Consider the following 13586-nt stretch of genomic DNA (forward strand, 5'->3'; position numbering starts at 1 on the left):
TCGTGGTGGGATCAGGCAAGAGTGCGGTGGCTTTGCCCAACCCGAACGACCGGTGGGCGCGGTTCGATGAGAGCATGATGCACGGATTTCACGCCACGATGACCGCCCGGCCCGGCCGGGGCGACGAGCTCGTCGCGCTGCTGCTCGGCGCGCCCTCGCTGCCGCACCCGGACTGCGCGGTGTTCCTGGTCGGCCGCTCGGCCGCCGACCCCGACGTCGTCCACGTCACCGAGGGCTGGACCAGCCGCGAGGCGCACGCCGCGTTCTTCGCCTCCGAGACGGCGCAGACCCTCGTCGCCCGCCTGCAGCCGTTGCTGGCCGGCGACTCGACCTACACCGACGAGGTCCCGGTCGGCGGCAAGGCGGTCTTCTCATGATCGACAACGACCTGGCCGTACGCCTGTCCGCCCTGCCGCCCATGCCCCCGCTCGACGCCGCGACCCTCACCCAGATCCGGCCGTACGCCGCCCCGCCCCCGCCGCCCAACGTCAACCGCCAGGAAGTCACCATCCCCGGGTCGATCCCTCTGGCGATCCTGCGCCCATCCGCACCCGTGCCATCCGCACCCGTCGCAACGGCGCCCGCCCCGACCGCGCCCGCGGCGCTCGCCCCAGCCACGCCGACCCCGGCGGCGCCCTGCGTCTACTGGATCCACGGTGGCGGCATGGTCATGGGCAACCGCTATTCGCAGATCGACATCCCGCTGGAGTGGCTGACCGAGTTCGGCGCGGTCGTGGTCTCGGTCGACTACCGGCTGGCCCCCGAGGCGCACGGTTCGGAGCCGGTCGACGACTGCTACCGAGGCCTGACCTGGGTCGCCGAGCATGCCGACGAGCTCGGCATCGACCCCGCCCGCCTGGTCGTGGCGGGCGCGAGCGCCGGCGGTGGCCTCGCCGCCGGCGTCACCCTGATGGCCCGGGACCGCGGCGGCCCGGCCATCGCGGCTCAGGTGCTGATCGGCCCCATGCTCGACCACCGCACCCGGAGCGACGAGACGTTCGAGGTGTGGACGCCGGAGATGAACGCGTTCGCCTGGCGCAGCCTGCTCGGTGACAGCGAGCCCACGCCGTACGTCTCCCCGGCGCGGGCCGCCGACCTGTCCGGGCTGCCGCCCACCTACGTCGACGCCGGGTCGGCCGAGCTCTTCCGCGACGAGGCGGCCGAGTAAGCCCGGCGCGCCGGGCACGCCGAACTGCACGTCTGGGCCGGCGGCGTCCACGGTTTCGACGCCCTGTTCCCGGATGCGCCTCTCTCGGTGGCCGCGCGCCGAACCCGTACCGCCTGGCTGGAGGGGTTTATCGGGTGAAACGCTCCCGGCGGACCGTCGGGCGCTTGCCGCGGATGGTGGCCCGGGACAGCGCCTTGATGACCCGGTCGGCCGCCTGCTCGGGGACCTCGACCAGCGAGAACCGGTCGGTGATCTGGATGGCGCCGATGTCGCGGGCGGGCAGGTTGGACTCGCCGGCGATGGCGCCGACCAGGTCCTGCGGGCGCAGGCCGGACTTGCGGCCGATGCCGACGAACAGGCGGGTCACGCCGGAGTCGGTGGGGCGCTGGCGGGTCTGCGGATCGCGGTCTCGGCGCGGGGCCGACGACTCCGGGATCTCCTGCTCGTCCACGTCGCCGCCGGCGGCCTCGTGCAGGAGTTTCACCGCGGCCAGGGCGACCTGCTCGAGGTCGTGCTCCTCGGTCAGCGAGTCGATCACCACCCGGAAGCGTTCCAGGTCGTCGCCCTCCAGGGCGCCCTGAAGGGCGACCTTGGTCAGTTCGAGCCGCCGGGCCCGCAGATCGGTCACCGTGGGCAGCTTCTCGAGCGGGATCCGGCGGCCGGTCAGCCGCTCGATCGCCTTGAGCATGCGCTGCTCGCGGGGCTCGGCCAGGCTGATCGCGACACCCTCGCGACCGGCCCGGCCAACGCGGCCGATGCGGTGGACGTACGCCTCGGGGGCCGCCGGCACGTTGAAGTTGATCACGTGGGTGAGCTGCTCGACGTCGAGCCCGCGGGCGGCCACGTCGGTCGCCACCAGCAGCTCGGTGCTGCCGCCGCGGAGCCGGGCCATGACCCGGTCGCGCTGGTCCTGGCTCATGCCGCCGTGCAGCGCCTCGGCCCGGTAGCCGCGCCCGTTGAGCGTCTCCGTGACCTGGTCGACCTCCTCCCGCGTACGGCAGAAGACGATCGCCGCGGTCGGCGCCTCGACGTCCAGGATCCGGCCCAGGGCCGCGGTCTTGTAGGGCCGGGCCACGATGTACGCGCTCTGGCGGACCAACGGCAGCTCACCCGGCGAGGCGTCCTCCCGGCCCATCCGGATCCGGACCGGCTCGCGCAGGTGGCGCCGGGCGATGGCGTCGATCCGGGGCGGCATCGTGGCCGAGAAGAGCACGGTCTGGCGCTCGGCCGGGGTCTCGGCCAGGATCGCCTCGATGTCCTCGGCGAAGCCCATGTCGAGCATCTCGTCGGCCTCGTCCAGCACGACGGTGCGGACGTCACCGAGGTGCAGCGTGCCCCGGTTGATGTGGTCGAGGACCCGGCCCGGGGTGCCGACCACGACGTCCACGCCGCGGGCCAGGGCCTGCAACTGGCGCCCGATCGGCTGCCCGCCGTAGACCGGCAGCACGCGCACGCCCAGCTCACGCCCGTAACGGTGGACGGCCTGGGAGACCTGCTCGGCCAGCTCCCGGGTCGGCACGAGGGCCAGCGCCTGCGGCCCCTCGGCCCCGTCCCGGGTCAGCGACTGCAGCAGCGGCAGCGCGAACGCGGCGGTCTTACCCGTGCCGGTGGCCGCCTGGCCGACCAGGTCCTCACCGGCCAGCAGGGGCGGGATGGCCCCGCGCTGGATCGGCGTGGGTTCCTCATAACCGAGCCCGGCCAGCGCGCGCAGCAGCTCCGATCGAAGCCCCAACCCCGCGAAGCCTGCCTCGGACTCGAACAGGTCTTCGTCCATGGCAGCCAGGATACGAGCCCTTAATAATCGGCCAGCGGGTCGGGTCGCCCGGCCACCCGGGCCACGGCGACCTGCCCGTCCGGGATGTCACCGATCCGGGCCCAGATGACGTCCGATCGGGTGTAGTACGTGGCGGTGGAGAGCGGCAGGACGACGATGCCCCGGCCGGCCGCCACGTTCTCCAGCTTCTCCTCCACGGCGAGCGCCGGGACCGGGGTGGCCTCGCCGCGCCACTCGGGCACCGCTGACGGGTCCTGGAGCAGGCGCTCGCCGTGCAGATCGGCCATGGCCACCGACTCCTTGCCGGCCAGGCGATGACCGGCCGGGAGGACCACGACGCGCGGCTCACTGTGCAGAAGGCGTACGGCCAGGCCCTGCTCGTCGATCGGAAGACGCACGAAGCTGACGTCGGCGCGGCCGTCGCGCAGCACCTCGGCCTGGTCGTGCCAGCTGGTCCGCAGCACCTCGACCTCGAGCTGCCGCTCCCGCAGCCGCCGGACAGCGTCGGTGACGATCAGCCCCGGCATGAAGGCGACCACGAACTTGCGGGCCACCCGCCGCTGCATCGCCTGGGCCGCGGCCAGCAGCGGCACCGCGTCCTCGAGCAGCCGGCGCCCGGCGTCGGTCAGCTCGGTCGAGCGCCGGTCCCGCCGGAACAGCTGGGCGTGCAGCTCGTCCTCCAGAGCCCGGATCTGCCGCGACAGCACGGGCTGGGCGATGTGCAGCTCAGCGGCGGCCCGCCCGTAGTGAAGCTGCCGGGCGACGGCCACGAAGTAGCGCAGTTTCCGCAGGTCGACGTCGATGCCTCCAGGGTATTACAGCCGACGGAACAGGTCTTGGACGCGACCGCCGGCCGGGGCGCAGCGTGGAGGCATGAACATTGCGAAACAGCGGGTGGTCATCCTCGGCGGCACCTCCGGCATCGGCTACGCGACGGCCGAGGCGGCCACGGAACGCGGCGCCGAGGTGGTCATCGTCTCCCGCCACCCCTCCGACGCCGCCGCCCGCCTGGGCGTCACCGGCCTGGCCGCCGACCTGGCCCACCCGCCGGCCGGCCTCTTCGACGAGATCGGCCCCTTCGACCACCTGGTCTACACGGCGGGGGAGCAGCTCGCCCTGGCCCCGATCGCCTCCGTCGACGCCCGCGCCTTCTTCGGCCTGCGCTACTTCGGCGCGATCGCCGCCATCCAGGGCGCCCTGCCGCACCTCACCCCCGGCGGCTCGATCACCCTGACCAGCGGCACCGCGGCCGACCGCCCCGGCCCCGGCTGGTCCATCCCCGCCAGCATCTGCGGCGCCATCGAGGCCCTGACGCGAGCCCTCGCGGTCGAGCTGGCCCCGGTCCGCGTCAACGCGGTCAAGCCCGGCGTGACCCGCTCGCCGATGTGGGGTCCCGCCGAGATCACATCCCAGCTGTACGCGGACACAGCCGCCACCGTGCCGTTGGGCCGAGTCGGCGAGGTCACGGACGTAGCCGACGCCTACCTCTACTTGATGTCCCAGCCCTTCACCACCGGCACCATCCTCCCCGTCGACGGCGGGGCACTACTCGCATGAACAACTTCGGTTCGCCGATGTCCATGGCCGATGAGCCTGCCGCAAGATGGCCCACTGCTCTACGAGGAGCCGCTCCACGAAGGGTTGCGGAGAGCGGCGGCGCCACCGAGTCCGATGACTACGGCGATCGGAATGAGCCACGGCAGTACGGATGGGCCGCGCGGAAGTGACCCTCTCGGGAAGGCCGTATTAGTCGCTGCGGCCGCTTTCGCGGAAACCATCGCCGTGATTGTCGCTGAAGCATGCGAAGGCGGCGCGCTCGATACCGCCCTCGCCTACTTCGCACTGACGGTTGTCCTTGCTATCGCGGCGGTCGCCTTCGCCGCAGCGATCATCATCCAGAACCGCTGAGGAAACTAAGCCTCGGGGTGAAGGCGGCCGGCTTGGCTTGTTTGAGCGGACCAAGTGAGCGCGGGGGTGCCTCGAGGCCGAAGGTGATGTGGTGCCGGGGGCCAGGGTTTGTGTCTGGCCGCCCGGAACCAGAACGGGAATGCCTTAGAGAGTGGTGGTCAGGCCGCCGTCGATGGAGAAGTCGGCGCCGGTGACGTTTTCGGCCCGGTCACCGGCCAGCAGGAGGACCAGGGCCGCGACCTCGTCGGGGCGGGTGAAGCGGTTGGTCACCGAGCCGGCGGCGGCCTGGGCGGCCACCTCCTCCGGGGAGGGGCCGCCGGCGGCGCTGACCGTGGCGGCCACGCCGTCGGCGCCGAGCCAGAGGGCGGTGCTGACCGGGCCGGGGCTGATCGTGTTGACGCGGATGCCGCGGGGTCCGACTTCCTTGGACAGGGACTTGCTGAAGTTCCACAGGGCGGCCTTGGCCGCGCTGTAGTCGATGACCAGCGGGTCGGGGAGGTGGGCGTTGACCGAGCCGATCGTGATGATGCTGCCGGCGCCGCGGTCGAGCATCGAGGGCAGGGCGGCGCGGGTGATGCGTACGGCCGAAAGGAGGTTGATGGTCAGGGCCGTGAGCCAGTCGTCGTCGGTGACCGACAGGAAGCCGCCGGTGCGGGGGCGGACCCCGCCGACGTTGTTGACCAGGATGTCGACGCCGCCGAACTCGGTCACGGCGGCCTCGATGAGCGCCGCCGGGCCCTCGGGGGTGGACAGGTCGGCCTTCACGGGGCGGACGGTGGCCGTGGCGGCCAGCGCGGTCAGCTCGGGGGTGGTGTCGCGGGAGCCGGTGACGACGTTGGCGCCCTCGCCGGCCAGGGCCTGGGCCACGGCCAGGCCGATGCCCTTGCTGGCGCCGGTGACGACCGCGGTCTTGCCGTAGAGGTGGAGGTTCACAGGCCCTGCCGCTTCAGCCAGCCCAGCGACGCCTCGGCCACCTCTTGCCAGCCGTGGTCGATGGTCAGCGAGTGGGCCCGGTCGGGGAACTCGAGGATGTCGGTGACCGCGTCGGAGTGCCGGTACTGCTTGAGGGTGGCCTTGGTGACCGCCTCGGGCACGGTGTGGTCCTTGCCGCCCATGATGAGCAGCAGCGGGCCGCGCATCTCGTTGGCGGTGTCCACCTTGGCCGGTGAGTGCGGGTCGAAGTTGGCCGCGGCCGCCTCGAAGAGGGGCTTGCCGGGGGCCGGGATCGTCCATTTGTCGTACAGCTCCTGGGACTCTTCCTCGCTCACGGCGTTGCCGAAGGCGAAGCGGAACTGTTCGGGGGTCAGCGAGACCGCCTTGTGCTTGTTGGCCGGGTTACGGAAGACCGGCAGGGTGGCCCGCAGCGCGGAGAGCGGCAGCGGGAGCACGCCCTTGATCTGGGCGGCGTCGATCGCCACGGCCGCGGCGGCCAGGTCCTGCCCGAGCAGCTTCTGCGCGATCATGCCGCCGAAGGAGTGGCCGACCAGGATCGGCTTGACCGGCAGGGCCGAGATGAGCGCCGCGTAGTGCGCGACGACGTCGTCGATGCCGTGATCGGCGATGCTCTCCGGGTTGGCCCGGGCCTCGGCCACGGTGTCCGGGTCGCCCGGCCAGCCCGGGGCCGACGTCTGATAGCCGGCGGCGCGGAACGCCTCCTCCCAGTCGGACCAGGAGGACGCGTGCAGCCAGAGGCCGTGGATGAAGATGACGGGTGTCGGTTCAGTCATGCGCCTACCGCACCACGGTCGGCGCCTAGCTCGCCCCGGGGAAAGACCCCAGTCTCCCGGCGATCTGCCGCCGGGAGGTGAGACCGAGCTTCCGGAAGATCTTGTTCAGGTGGTACTCGACGGTGGAGGCGGTGATGAACAGCCGGGTGGCGATCTCGGTGTTGGTCGCGCCGCCGGCGGCCAGGGTGGCCACCTGAAGCTCCTGCGGGGTCAGGGTGGCCGGGGCCGGGTCGTCGCGCTTGCGGGCCGACTCGCCGGTGGCCCGCAGCTCGACCCGGGCCCGCTCGGCGAAGGCGGCGGCCCCGAAACCCAGGAACAGGTCGTACGCGGTACGCAGCTGGTCGCGGGCGTCGGTGCGCCGGCCCCGGCGGCGCAGCCACTCGCCGTGCACCAGGTGGGTGCGGGCCAGCTCGGTCCGCACAGCCGTACGGCCGAGCAGGTCGGCCGCCTCGGCGTAGTGCGACTCGGCGCCGTCGCCGGCCAGCAGCGCACGACCGCGGGCGAGCAACCCGAGGGCCCACGGCGTGCCGCTGGCCGGGGCCCGCTCGGAGAGCCGCTCGAAGGCGAACTCGGCCGCCGCCCGGTCGCCGGCGCGCACCCCGGCCTCGATGACGTCGGTCAGCACCCGGTTGCCGATGCCGATGGTGTCCTCGTCGAGCAACGGCCGGGCCGCGGCCAGCGCCTCCGGGTAGCGGCCGAGGCCCAGTTCCAGGATGACCGTGGCGTACGACGCGTGGTTGCCCAGCACCCCGTACCGCAGCTCGGTGGCCCAGACCCGCTCGGTGAACTCGGCCGCCGCCCGGCTCTCGGCCTCGCGGCCCTGCCAGGCCAGCAGCTCCAGGCGGTGCTCGACGCCGTTGCCGGGCAGGCCGATGGCCGCCGCGACCTGGTCCGCCTCGTCGTGCACGGCCTCGGCCGCGGCGAACCGGCCGGTGATGGTCCGCCAGGCCGCCACCACGTCCAACGTGGACTTCAAGGCGTGCAGCGCGCCCTGGCCGCGGGCGAAGGCGTCCATCCGGTCCAGGACGGCGCCGAACCCCTCGTCGTCCCACACCTCGAGCGCGGCCCACGAGCCGACCGAGGTCAGCGGCTCGCTGCTGGCGCCGAGGTCGCCGGTGCGCATCGCCGCCACTGCGTCCCGCAGCAGCGGCACGGCCCGGTCGAAGTCGCCCACGGTGCGCATGGCGAAAGCGTCGAGCAGGAAGCCGGCCAGGGTCGGCGGTCCCGGCGTCTTGAGCGCGACGTCGGCGATGTCGGCCAGGGTGACCCCGGCCGTGTGCCGGCCCGAGATGAGGCCGGCGATCATCGCCTCCCACAGCATCTCCCGGACCGTGCCGTCGTCCAGCGGGCTGAACCGCTGCACCGCGTCGAGCAGGAGGGCCGGCGCCTTGGCGGCCACGCCGGAGGAGTACCACTCGATCGTGGCCCGCGCCCGCTGCCCGGCCGCCTTCAGCGCCGGGGAGTCCAGACCCGGGGTCGCCTGGTCGAGCCGCCGGGCGGCCGTGGCGATGTCCCCGACGAGCATGTACGGCCGGGTCGCGGCCAGGAACCGCCGGGCCCGCAGCGGCCCGTCCGAGGTCAGCTCGGCCGCCCGGGACAGGAACGCGCCCTGGGTGGCGTAGCCGCCGCGGGTGCGGGCCCGCTCGGCCGCCTGCTCCAGCTGCCCGGCCACCCCGTCGTCCAGCCCGACCACGGACTCGGCGAGGTGCCAGGCCCGGCGGCCCGGGTCGTGCTCGATGGTCTCGCCCAGCGCGAGATGGACCGCGCGCCGCTCGGCCGGCGTGGCCGTGGTGTAGGCGGCCGAGCGGATCAGCGGGTGCCGCAGGGCGAGTTCGGGCAGCAGGATGCCCTGCGAGACCGCCTCGTCGGCGGCGGTCGGGGCCAGACCGAGCCGGCTCGCGGCCCGCCACAGCACCGCCGAGTCGCCGGGCGGGGCCGCCGCCACGAGCAGCAGGAACTGCCGGGTGTCGGCGGGCAGCAGCCGCACTTGGCGGGCGAAGTGGGCCTCCAGGCTGTCGCCGATCGGCAGGAACTCCGGCAGCACCGACCCGCCGGCCAGCTGGTCGGGGGAGAGAGCGGCCGTCATCTCGATCAGGGCGAGCGGGTTGCCGCCGCTCTCGGCTGCGATCCGGCCCGCCACGCGCGCATCCAGCCGCCCGGCGGCCGCCGAGGCGATCAGCCCGCGGGCGTCGTCGCCGGCCAGCCCGTCCAGCGGATGGGTGTCGAGGCCGCGCAGCACGGCCCGGGCCCCGGGCTCGTCGCGGGCGGCGATCAGCAGCCCGAGGCCGTCCGCGCCCAGCCGCCGGCCCAGGAAGGCCAGCACGCCCAGCGACTCCCGGTCGAGCCAGTGAGCGTCGTCGACCAGGCAGATCACCGGCAGGTCGGCCGCCGCGTCGGCCAGCAGGGTCAGCGCGGCCAGCCCGACCAGGAACAGGTCCGGCGGCGAGGCCGTGACCAGGCCGAACGCCGTGGCCAGGGCGGACCGCTGCGGATCGGGGAGCCGGTCCATCCGGTCGAGGAACGGCCGCAGCAGCTGGTGCAGGCCGGAGAACCCCAGGTGCGACTCCGACTCAGCGCCGGCCGTCCGCGCGATCCGCAGGTCGCCGGCCGTCGCCGCCGCGTGGTCGAGCAGCCGGGTCTTGCCGATCCCGGCCTCGCCGATCAGCACCAGGGCGGCGCTGCGGCCGTCGCGGACGGTCCCGGTGAACGTCTCCAGGAGCTGACGTTCGGGGAACCGGCCCTGCAACGGAGTCATGAGCCGAAGCCTAAACAGCGGCCCGGCGTGGGCGCGTACGTCACGTTACTGCTGTAGAGCCCCGGCCAGCGCACCCCGCGAGGTGACGCCGAGCTTCGGGTAGATCCGCTGCAGGTGCGTGCTGACGGTCCGGTGGGACAGGTAGAGCCGCTGGCCGATCTCCCGGTTGGTCAGCCCGTCGGCCGCCATCTGCGCGATCTGCAGCTCCTGGGGCGTGAGCAACTCGCGGGCCGGCGCCGGCCGTCCCCGGCTGGCCTCACCGGAGGCGCGCAGGTCCCAGCGGGCCCGGTCACCCCAGGCGACGGTGCCGAGCGCGTCGAACGCCTCCCGCGCGGCCCGCAGATGACCTCGGGCCTCGGCCGGGCGCCGCTGGCGGCGCAACCATTGGCCGTACGCCAGCTGGACGCGCGCCCGGGCGAAGGGCCATCGGGCCAGATCGGCCCGCAGCGCCGCCTGGAACAGCCCCTCGGCGTTGTCGTCGGTGGCCAGCAAGGCGCGCGCGTACCGCAGATTGAGGTGCAACGACGGCGAGGGCGTGCTCCGCCCGGCCACCTCCATCTCGGCCAGCAGCGGCCGCACCGGCTCGGCCCGGCCGCTGCGCACCGCCGCCTCGACCAGGTCACCGATGAGGAAGCAACGACTACCCAGATGGTACGCGGGATCGGCCGGATCGAAGACGCGGCGCAGATGCTCGAACGCGTCCGAATAACGCCCGGTGCCCAGCGCGGACAGCCCGCGGGCCGCCTGGACCCCGGCCAGGGCGGGCCGCAGACCGGCGGGCAGGGCTGCCCGCTCCACTTCGGACGCCAGCCGCTCGGCTTCGTCGTCCTCCCCGACCGTCGCGGCGATCACACACTCGTGCGCCAGCGCCAGCAGCCGGATGTGCGGCTGCCCGGTCTCCCGCGCCAGCCGCACCGCCTCGCGCGCGCTCGGGATGGCCTCGGCCAGATCGGTCAACTGCCAGGCACACCACGACCGTACGCTGGCCGCGCGGGCCAGAAGGGCCAGCCGGCCCTGCGCCCGCAGCCCGGTCACCGCGGCCGTGGCCAGGGCCAGGCCGGTGTCGAAGGCGCCGGTGGCCATCGCGGCGTTCGACAGCAGGCGGGCCGCCGTGGGATCGCCGGCCGACCGGGCCGTCACCTCCGGCAGCCGGTCGAGAACGGCCCGGCCGCGCTCGATGGGGGCGACGAAGGCGAGGATGGCCAGCAGCCGCGGATCCCCGCTGTCCGGGCAGCTCCGCTCGGCCACGGCGACCACCCACCGGCGTACGTCCTCACCCGGCTCGGCGAAGTAGCAGCGGATCGCCGCCGTCCACAGGATCCGCAGGGCCAGGTCGGCGTCCCCGCCGGCCGCGACCCGCTCGGCCAGGTCGGCCAGGCCCCGGGTGTTGGCCGCCACGTCGTGCAGGCCGTCGTCGAACGAATCCCGGATCCAGGTGGCCAGGGTCCGCTGCGCGGACGACAGGTCCAGCGCCTCGGCCTGACCCAGCAGCCGCCGTACGGCGTCCCGCCGCCCCGTCTCGGCGGCGAGGTCGGCCGCCCGCAGCAGCCGGTCGGCCCGCCGGGCGAGGTCCACACTCAACTGGGCGGCCCGCTCGAACGCGGCGACCGCCGTCTCGACCGCGCCCCGGCGCAACGCCCGCACCCCGGCCGCACCCAGATCGGCCGCGACATCGTCATCCGGCCCGATCACCGAGGCGCCCCGATGCCAGGCCCGGCGCTCGATGTCGGCCCGCAGGACTTCGGCCAGCGCCGCATGGGCCCGATGCCGCCGCCCGGGCGGGGCCTGCTGCAGAATCGCCGACCGCACCAGCGGATGCCGGAACTCCAGCCGCCCCCCGGCCACCGCGATCAGCCCACCGGCCACCGCCGGCGCGACATCGTCCACCGTGACCGGCTCGCCGCCTCGGATGATGGTGGCCGCCGCCAGCACCTCCGACAGCTCGTCCCCGTCATCGACCGCGGCGGCGAGCAGCAGGGCGAGCGTCGCCTCGGGCAGCCCTTGCGTCCGCGCGCCGAACGCCCGCTCGAGCCGCTCCGGCAGCGGCAGCCGCCCCTCGACCGCCCCGACATCGCTCAACGGCTCGGCTTCGATCGCCTCCGCCGCGCCTCGTGCGTGCTCGGTCAGCTGCCGCAGCGAGGCACCGAGCATTCCCGCGCTGTGCGGCGGCAGCTGACTTGCGACCGGGTCGTGCGGGCTCAGCGATGGTTGGCTGCCGGCCACGCCAACCGCCTCCTCTGTGAGGTCCGGTGGCAGTCTGTTGTCGGGCTCCCCGAGGAGGTTCAGCAGTCGGCGGCTCTCGGGCGTGCCGGCCAGGCTGAGCGGGAACTCGAGCAGGGCGAGCGGGTTGCCGGCGGCCTCGTCGAGGACGCGGCGGCGGGCCACGGCCGGCAGGGTGGGGAAACGGGCGTCGAGCAGGGCGGCCGAGGCGGGACCGGAGAGCGGGGCCAGGTCGAGCACCGGCATCGCAGCGTCGGCGAGCGGGCTGGAATGACCGGCCCGGATCGCGGCGACGATCCCGATCGGCTCGAAGTCGAGCCGCCGGGCGACGAACGCGAGCACTTCAGCGCTCGGCTGGTCCAACCACTGACCATCCTCGACCACCACGAGGACCGGGGCGGCCTCGGCCACCAGGTTGAGAGTGGCCAGCGCGACCAGGAAGACGTCGGGCACGGCGTCGTCGGCCTGCCCGAGGGCCGAGGCCAGCGCCGCCCGCTGCGGCCGGGCCAGGTGGCCGATACTGTTCCGCAAGGGCCGCAGCAGCTGCTCCAGTCCGGCGAAGGCGACCTGCCCGGCCGGCTCCACCCCGGTGGTACGCAGAACCCGAGCCCCGAACCCGGGGGCGAGCCGCGCGGCCTCGGCCAGCAATGTCGACTTGCCCACTCCGGGATCACCGCGGACGACGAGCACGCCACCCCCGTCCGGCAGCCGCTCAACCAGACGCCGAAGGACTTGCTGCTCCTCCCCGCGCCCGACGATGTCCGGCACGCGCGCCGCGCCGGCCCCCGCCATGCCAACATCATTCCCGCCCGCCCCAGCCCACGGCAACGGCCGTTCAGCCCACCCCGCTTGCCCCAGCGCCCACCCGCCGGCCCTCCGCGCCGGCCCGCCAGCGCGCCGCAGGCCGGCGGTCGCCGGCCAGCGAGCGGCGCCGACGGGGTCCGGTGGGGGGTGAGGCGGTCGTAGGCTGAGGCGGTGATCATGGTCAGGCGGGCGGCGGCGGTGCTGTTGCTGGCTGCGGTGGCGCTGGTGCCTTCGCAGCCTCGCGGGGCCGGCGTGACCGAGCGGGACCCGCTGGCCGACTGTGGGACGCGTACCGCTGATGGCGTCCATGTGACGTGCTCGATCGCCCTTGAGGGTGGCGTGGCCTCGCCGGATGGCGGTGAGCGCTCGGTTGCGGGGGCGCCGGTCCTCCCGTCGTTGCGGGTGCCGCGGGCGGCGCGGCTGGCCACCGGCGGCCGGGAGGGGTGTGTGCGCGGGGCGGCGCGGCCGGTGGTCGGGACCACCCGGCCCACGCTGTCGGTGGTGTTCACGGATCCGGGCACGGGGCCGATCGAGGCGACGTTCGAATACCAGCCGCTCGGGGCGTCCGAGGACGAGTCGATCATGAGCGTGGTGGCGGGGCAGCCGGGGGAGAACATCGTCCTGGAGGCGGGCGACTGGGGGTTCGGGCCAGGGGAGTCCTACCGCTGGCGGGTGCGTGGCACGAACGAGCCGGGCACCGAGGTGGGCTGGTCGCCGTGGTGTGAGTTCGCCGTCAAGGCGGGGCTCACCGACCTGCGTCAGGCGACCGATGTGGACGCCGTTCGGGAGCTCGGCGTCGTGCCCGGGCGACGCTATCCGGTGACGCTGACGGTGCGTCAGTGGCGGCTGGTGCTGGACGCGGTCGCCCCCATGGACGACGTGGCGGTGGACGACGGGACCCTGGGCGGGGAGAGCGGGCAGGCCGAGGAAGGGGCCCGGCTGCGGCGCCTGTCGGCGGCCGTCCAACGGCGGATCGGGGCCGAGCCGGCCACGGTCACGCTGACCGGTGACGACTGGGCCGTCCTGGCCCGGGAGATCGCCGGCATGGCGGGCGTCGCCGGCGAGCTCCACGCCGAGGAGCCGGACGTCTACGAGAGCGACGGATCCCCGTACTGGAGGGTGGTCGACCGGATCTCGGTCCAGCTCGGCGGGCCGGCTCACCCGACTCTGGGCGGCTACCGCTGAGGACGTCACGAATGGAGAAGCGCCCAGTCGTGGCCCTTGGTTAAC

Annotated in this window: 11 protein-coding genes; 5 read left to right on the top strand and 6 right to left on the bottom strand. The window is 74.2% G+C overall.

Annotated elements, in window-relative coordinates:
• The first annotated feature begins 74 nt into the window (after window positions 1-74).
• A complete protein-coding gene (locus tag AB0J66_RS19105) occupies window positions 75-377 on the top strand; it encodes an antibiotic biosynthesis monooxygenase (RefSeq protein ID WP_364661984.1) in 303 nt (100 codons plus the stop codon).
• On the top strand, window positions 374-1168 hold the full coding sequence (locus AB0J66_RS19110) for an alpha/beta hydrolase fold domain-containing protein (protein ID WP_364661987.1): 795 nt from the start codon (window positions 374-376) through the stop codon (window positions 1166-1168). Before AB0J66_RS19105 ends, AB0J66_RS19110 begins: the two co-directional genes overlap by 4 nt.
• 127 nt (window positions 1169-1295) lie before the next feature.
• Here the strand turns inward: AB0J66_RS19110 and AB0J66_RS19115 are convergent, their stop codons facing one another.
• Entirely contained in the window at window positions 1296-2942 is a 1647-nt protein-coding gene (locus AB0J66_RS19115; protein WP_364661989.1) for a DEAD/DEAH box helicase, read from the bottom strand.
• A 20-nt stretch (window positions 2943-2962) separates the two neighbouring features.
• Window positions 2963-3745: a LysR family transcriptional regulator gene (locus AB0J66_RS19120; RefSeq protein WP_364662184.1), complete on the bottom strand. Its 783-nt coding sequence runs from the start codon at window positions 3743-3745 to the stop codon at window positions 2963-2965.
• A gap of 70 nt (window positions 3746-3815) precedes the next feature.
• Here AB0J66_RS19120 and AB0J66_RS19125 point away from each other — a divergent pair, with 70 nt between their 5' ends.
• Together AB0J66_RS19125 and AB0J66_RS19130 are read left to right on the top strand one after the other, a co-directional pair.
• Entirely contained in the window at window positions 3816-4499 is a 684-nt protein-coding gene (locus AB0J66_RS19125; RefSeq protein WP_364661992.1) for an SDR family oxidoreductase, read from the top strand.
• A 114-nt stretch (window positions 4500-4613) separates the two neighbouring features.
• On the top strand, window positions 4614-4850 hold the full coding sequence (locus AB0J66_RS19130; protein ID WP_364661995.1) for a hypothetical protein: 237 nt from the start codon (window positions 4614-4616) through the stop codon (window positions 4848-4850).
• Window positions 4851-4994: 144 nt separating this feature from the next.
• Here AB0J66_RS19130 and AB0J66_RS19135 read toward each other — a convergent pair whose 3' ends face one another.
• From AB0J66_RS19135 to AB0J66_RS19150, 4 genes are read right to left on the bottom strand one after another with little or no spacing between them, the layout of a single operon-like run.
• Window positions 4995-5783 carry an oxidoreductase gene (locus AB0J66_RS19135; protein ID WP_364661997.1) on the bottom strand — a complete coding sequence of 263 codons (789 nt, stop codon included), beginning with the start codon at window positions 5781-5783 and terminating at the stop codon, window positions 4995-4997.
• Window positions 5780-6577 carry an alpha/beta hydrolase gene (locus tag AB0J66_RS19140; protein WP_364662000.1) on the bottom strand — a complete coding sequence of 266 codons (798 nt, stop codon included), beginning with the start codon at window positions 6575-6577 and terminating at the stop codon, window positions 5780-5782. Before AB0J66_RS19140 ends, AB0J66_RS19135 begins: the two co-directional genes overlap by 4 nt.
• Before the next feature lie 25 nt (window positions 6578-6602).
• The gene (locus AB0J66_RS19145) at window positions 6603-9332 is read right to left on the bottom strand and encodes a LuxR C-terminal-related transcriptional regulator (RefSeq protein WP_364662003.1); all 2730 of its coding nucleotides are present in this window, start codon (window positions 9330-9332) and stop codon (window positions 6603-6605) included.
• Window positions 9333-9377: 45 nt separating this feature from the next.
• Window positions 9378-12344, bottom strand: a complete 2967-nt coding sequence (locus AB0J66_RS19150) for an AAA family ATPase (RefSeq protein WP_364662007.1) — start codon at window positions 12342-12344, stop codon at window positions 9378-9380.
• 183 nt (window positions 12345-12527) lie between these two features.
• On the opposite strand from AB0J66_RS19150, the gene AB0J66_RS19155 reads away from it, so the two are divergent.
• The gene (locus AB0J66_RS19155) at window positions 12528-13541 is read left to right on the top strand and encodes a hypothetical protein (protein WP_364662009.1); all 1014 of its coding nucleotides are present in this window, start codon (window positions 12528-12530) and stop codon (window positions 13539-13541) included.
• Window positions 13542-13586: the final 45 nt, after the last annotated feature.

The organism is Actinoplanes sp. NPDC049598 (assembly GCF_040675435.1).
GTDB lineage: Bacteria > Actinomycetota > Actinomycetes > Mycobacteriales > Micromonosporaceae > Actinoplanes.

What these genes read in the sequence shown, in the direction of transcription:
- AB0J66_RS19115 (WP_364661989.1), bottom strand. Translation starts at nt 2,942, where the DNA reads ATGGACGAAGACCTGTTCGAGTCCGAGGCAGGCTTCGCGGGGTTGGGG.
- AB0J66_RS19145 (WP_364662003.1), bottom strand. Translation starts at nt 9,332, where the DNA reads ATGACTCCGTTGCAGGGCCGGTTCCCCGAACGTCAGCTCCTGGAGACG.
- AB0J66_RS19125 (WP_364661992.1), top strand. Translation starts at nt 3,816, where the DNA reads ATGAACATTGCGAAACAGCGGGTGGTCATCCTCGGCGGCACCTCCGGC.
- AB0J66_RS19150 (WP_364662007.1), bottom strand. Translation starts at nt 12,344, where the DNA reads ATGGCGGGGGCCGGCGCGGCGCGCGTGCCGGACATCGTCGGGCGCGGG.
- AB0J66_RS19110 (WP_364661987.1), top strand. Translation starts at nt 374, where the DNA reads ATGATCGACAACGACCTGGCCGTACGCCTGTCCGCCCTGCCGCCCATG.
- AB0J66_RS19140 (WP_364662000.1), bottom strand. Translation starts at nt 6,577, where the DNA reads ATGACTGAACCGACACCCGTCATCTTCATCCACGGCCTCTGGCTGCAC.
- AB0J66_RS19130 (WP_364661995.1), top strand. Translation starts at nt 4,614, where the DNA reads ATGACTACGGCGATCGGAATGAGCCACGGCAGTACGGATGGGCCGCGC.
- AB0J66_RS19105 (WP_364661984.1), top strand. Translation starts at nt 75, where the DNA reads ATGATGCACGGATTTCACGCCACGATGACCGCCCGGCCCGGCCGGGGC.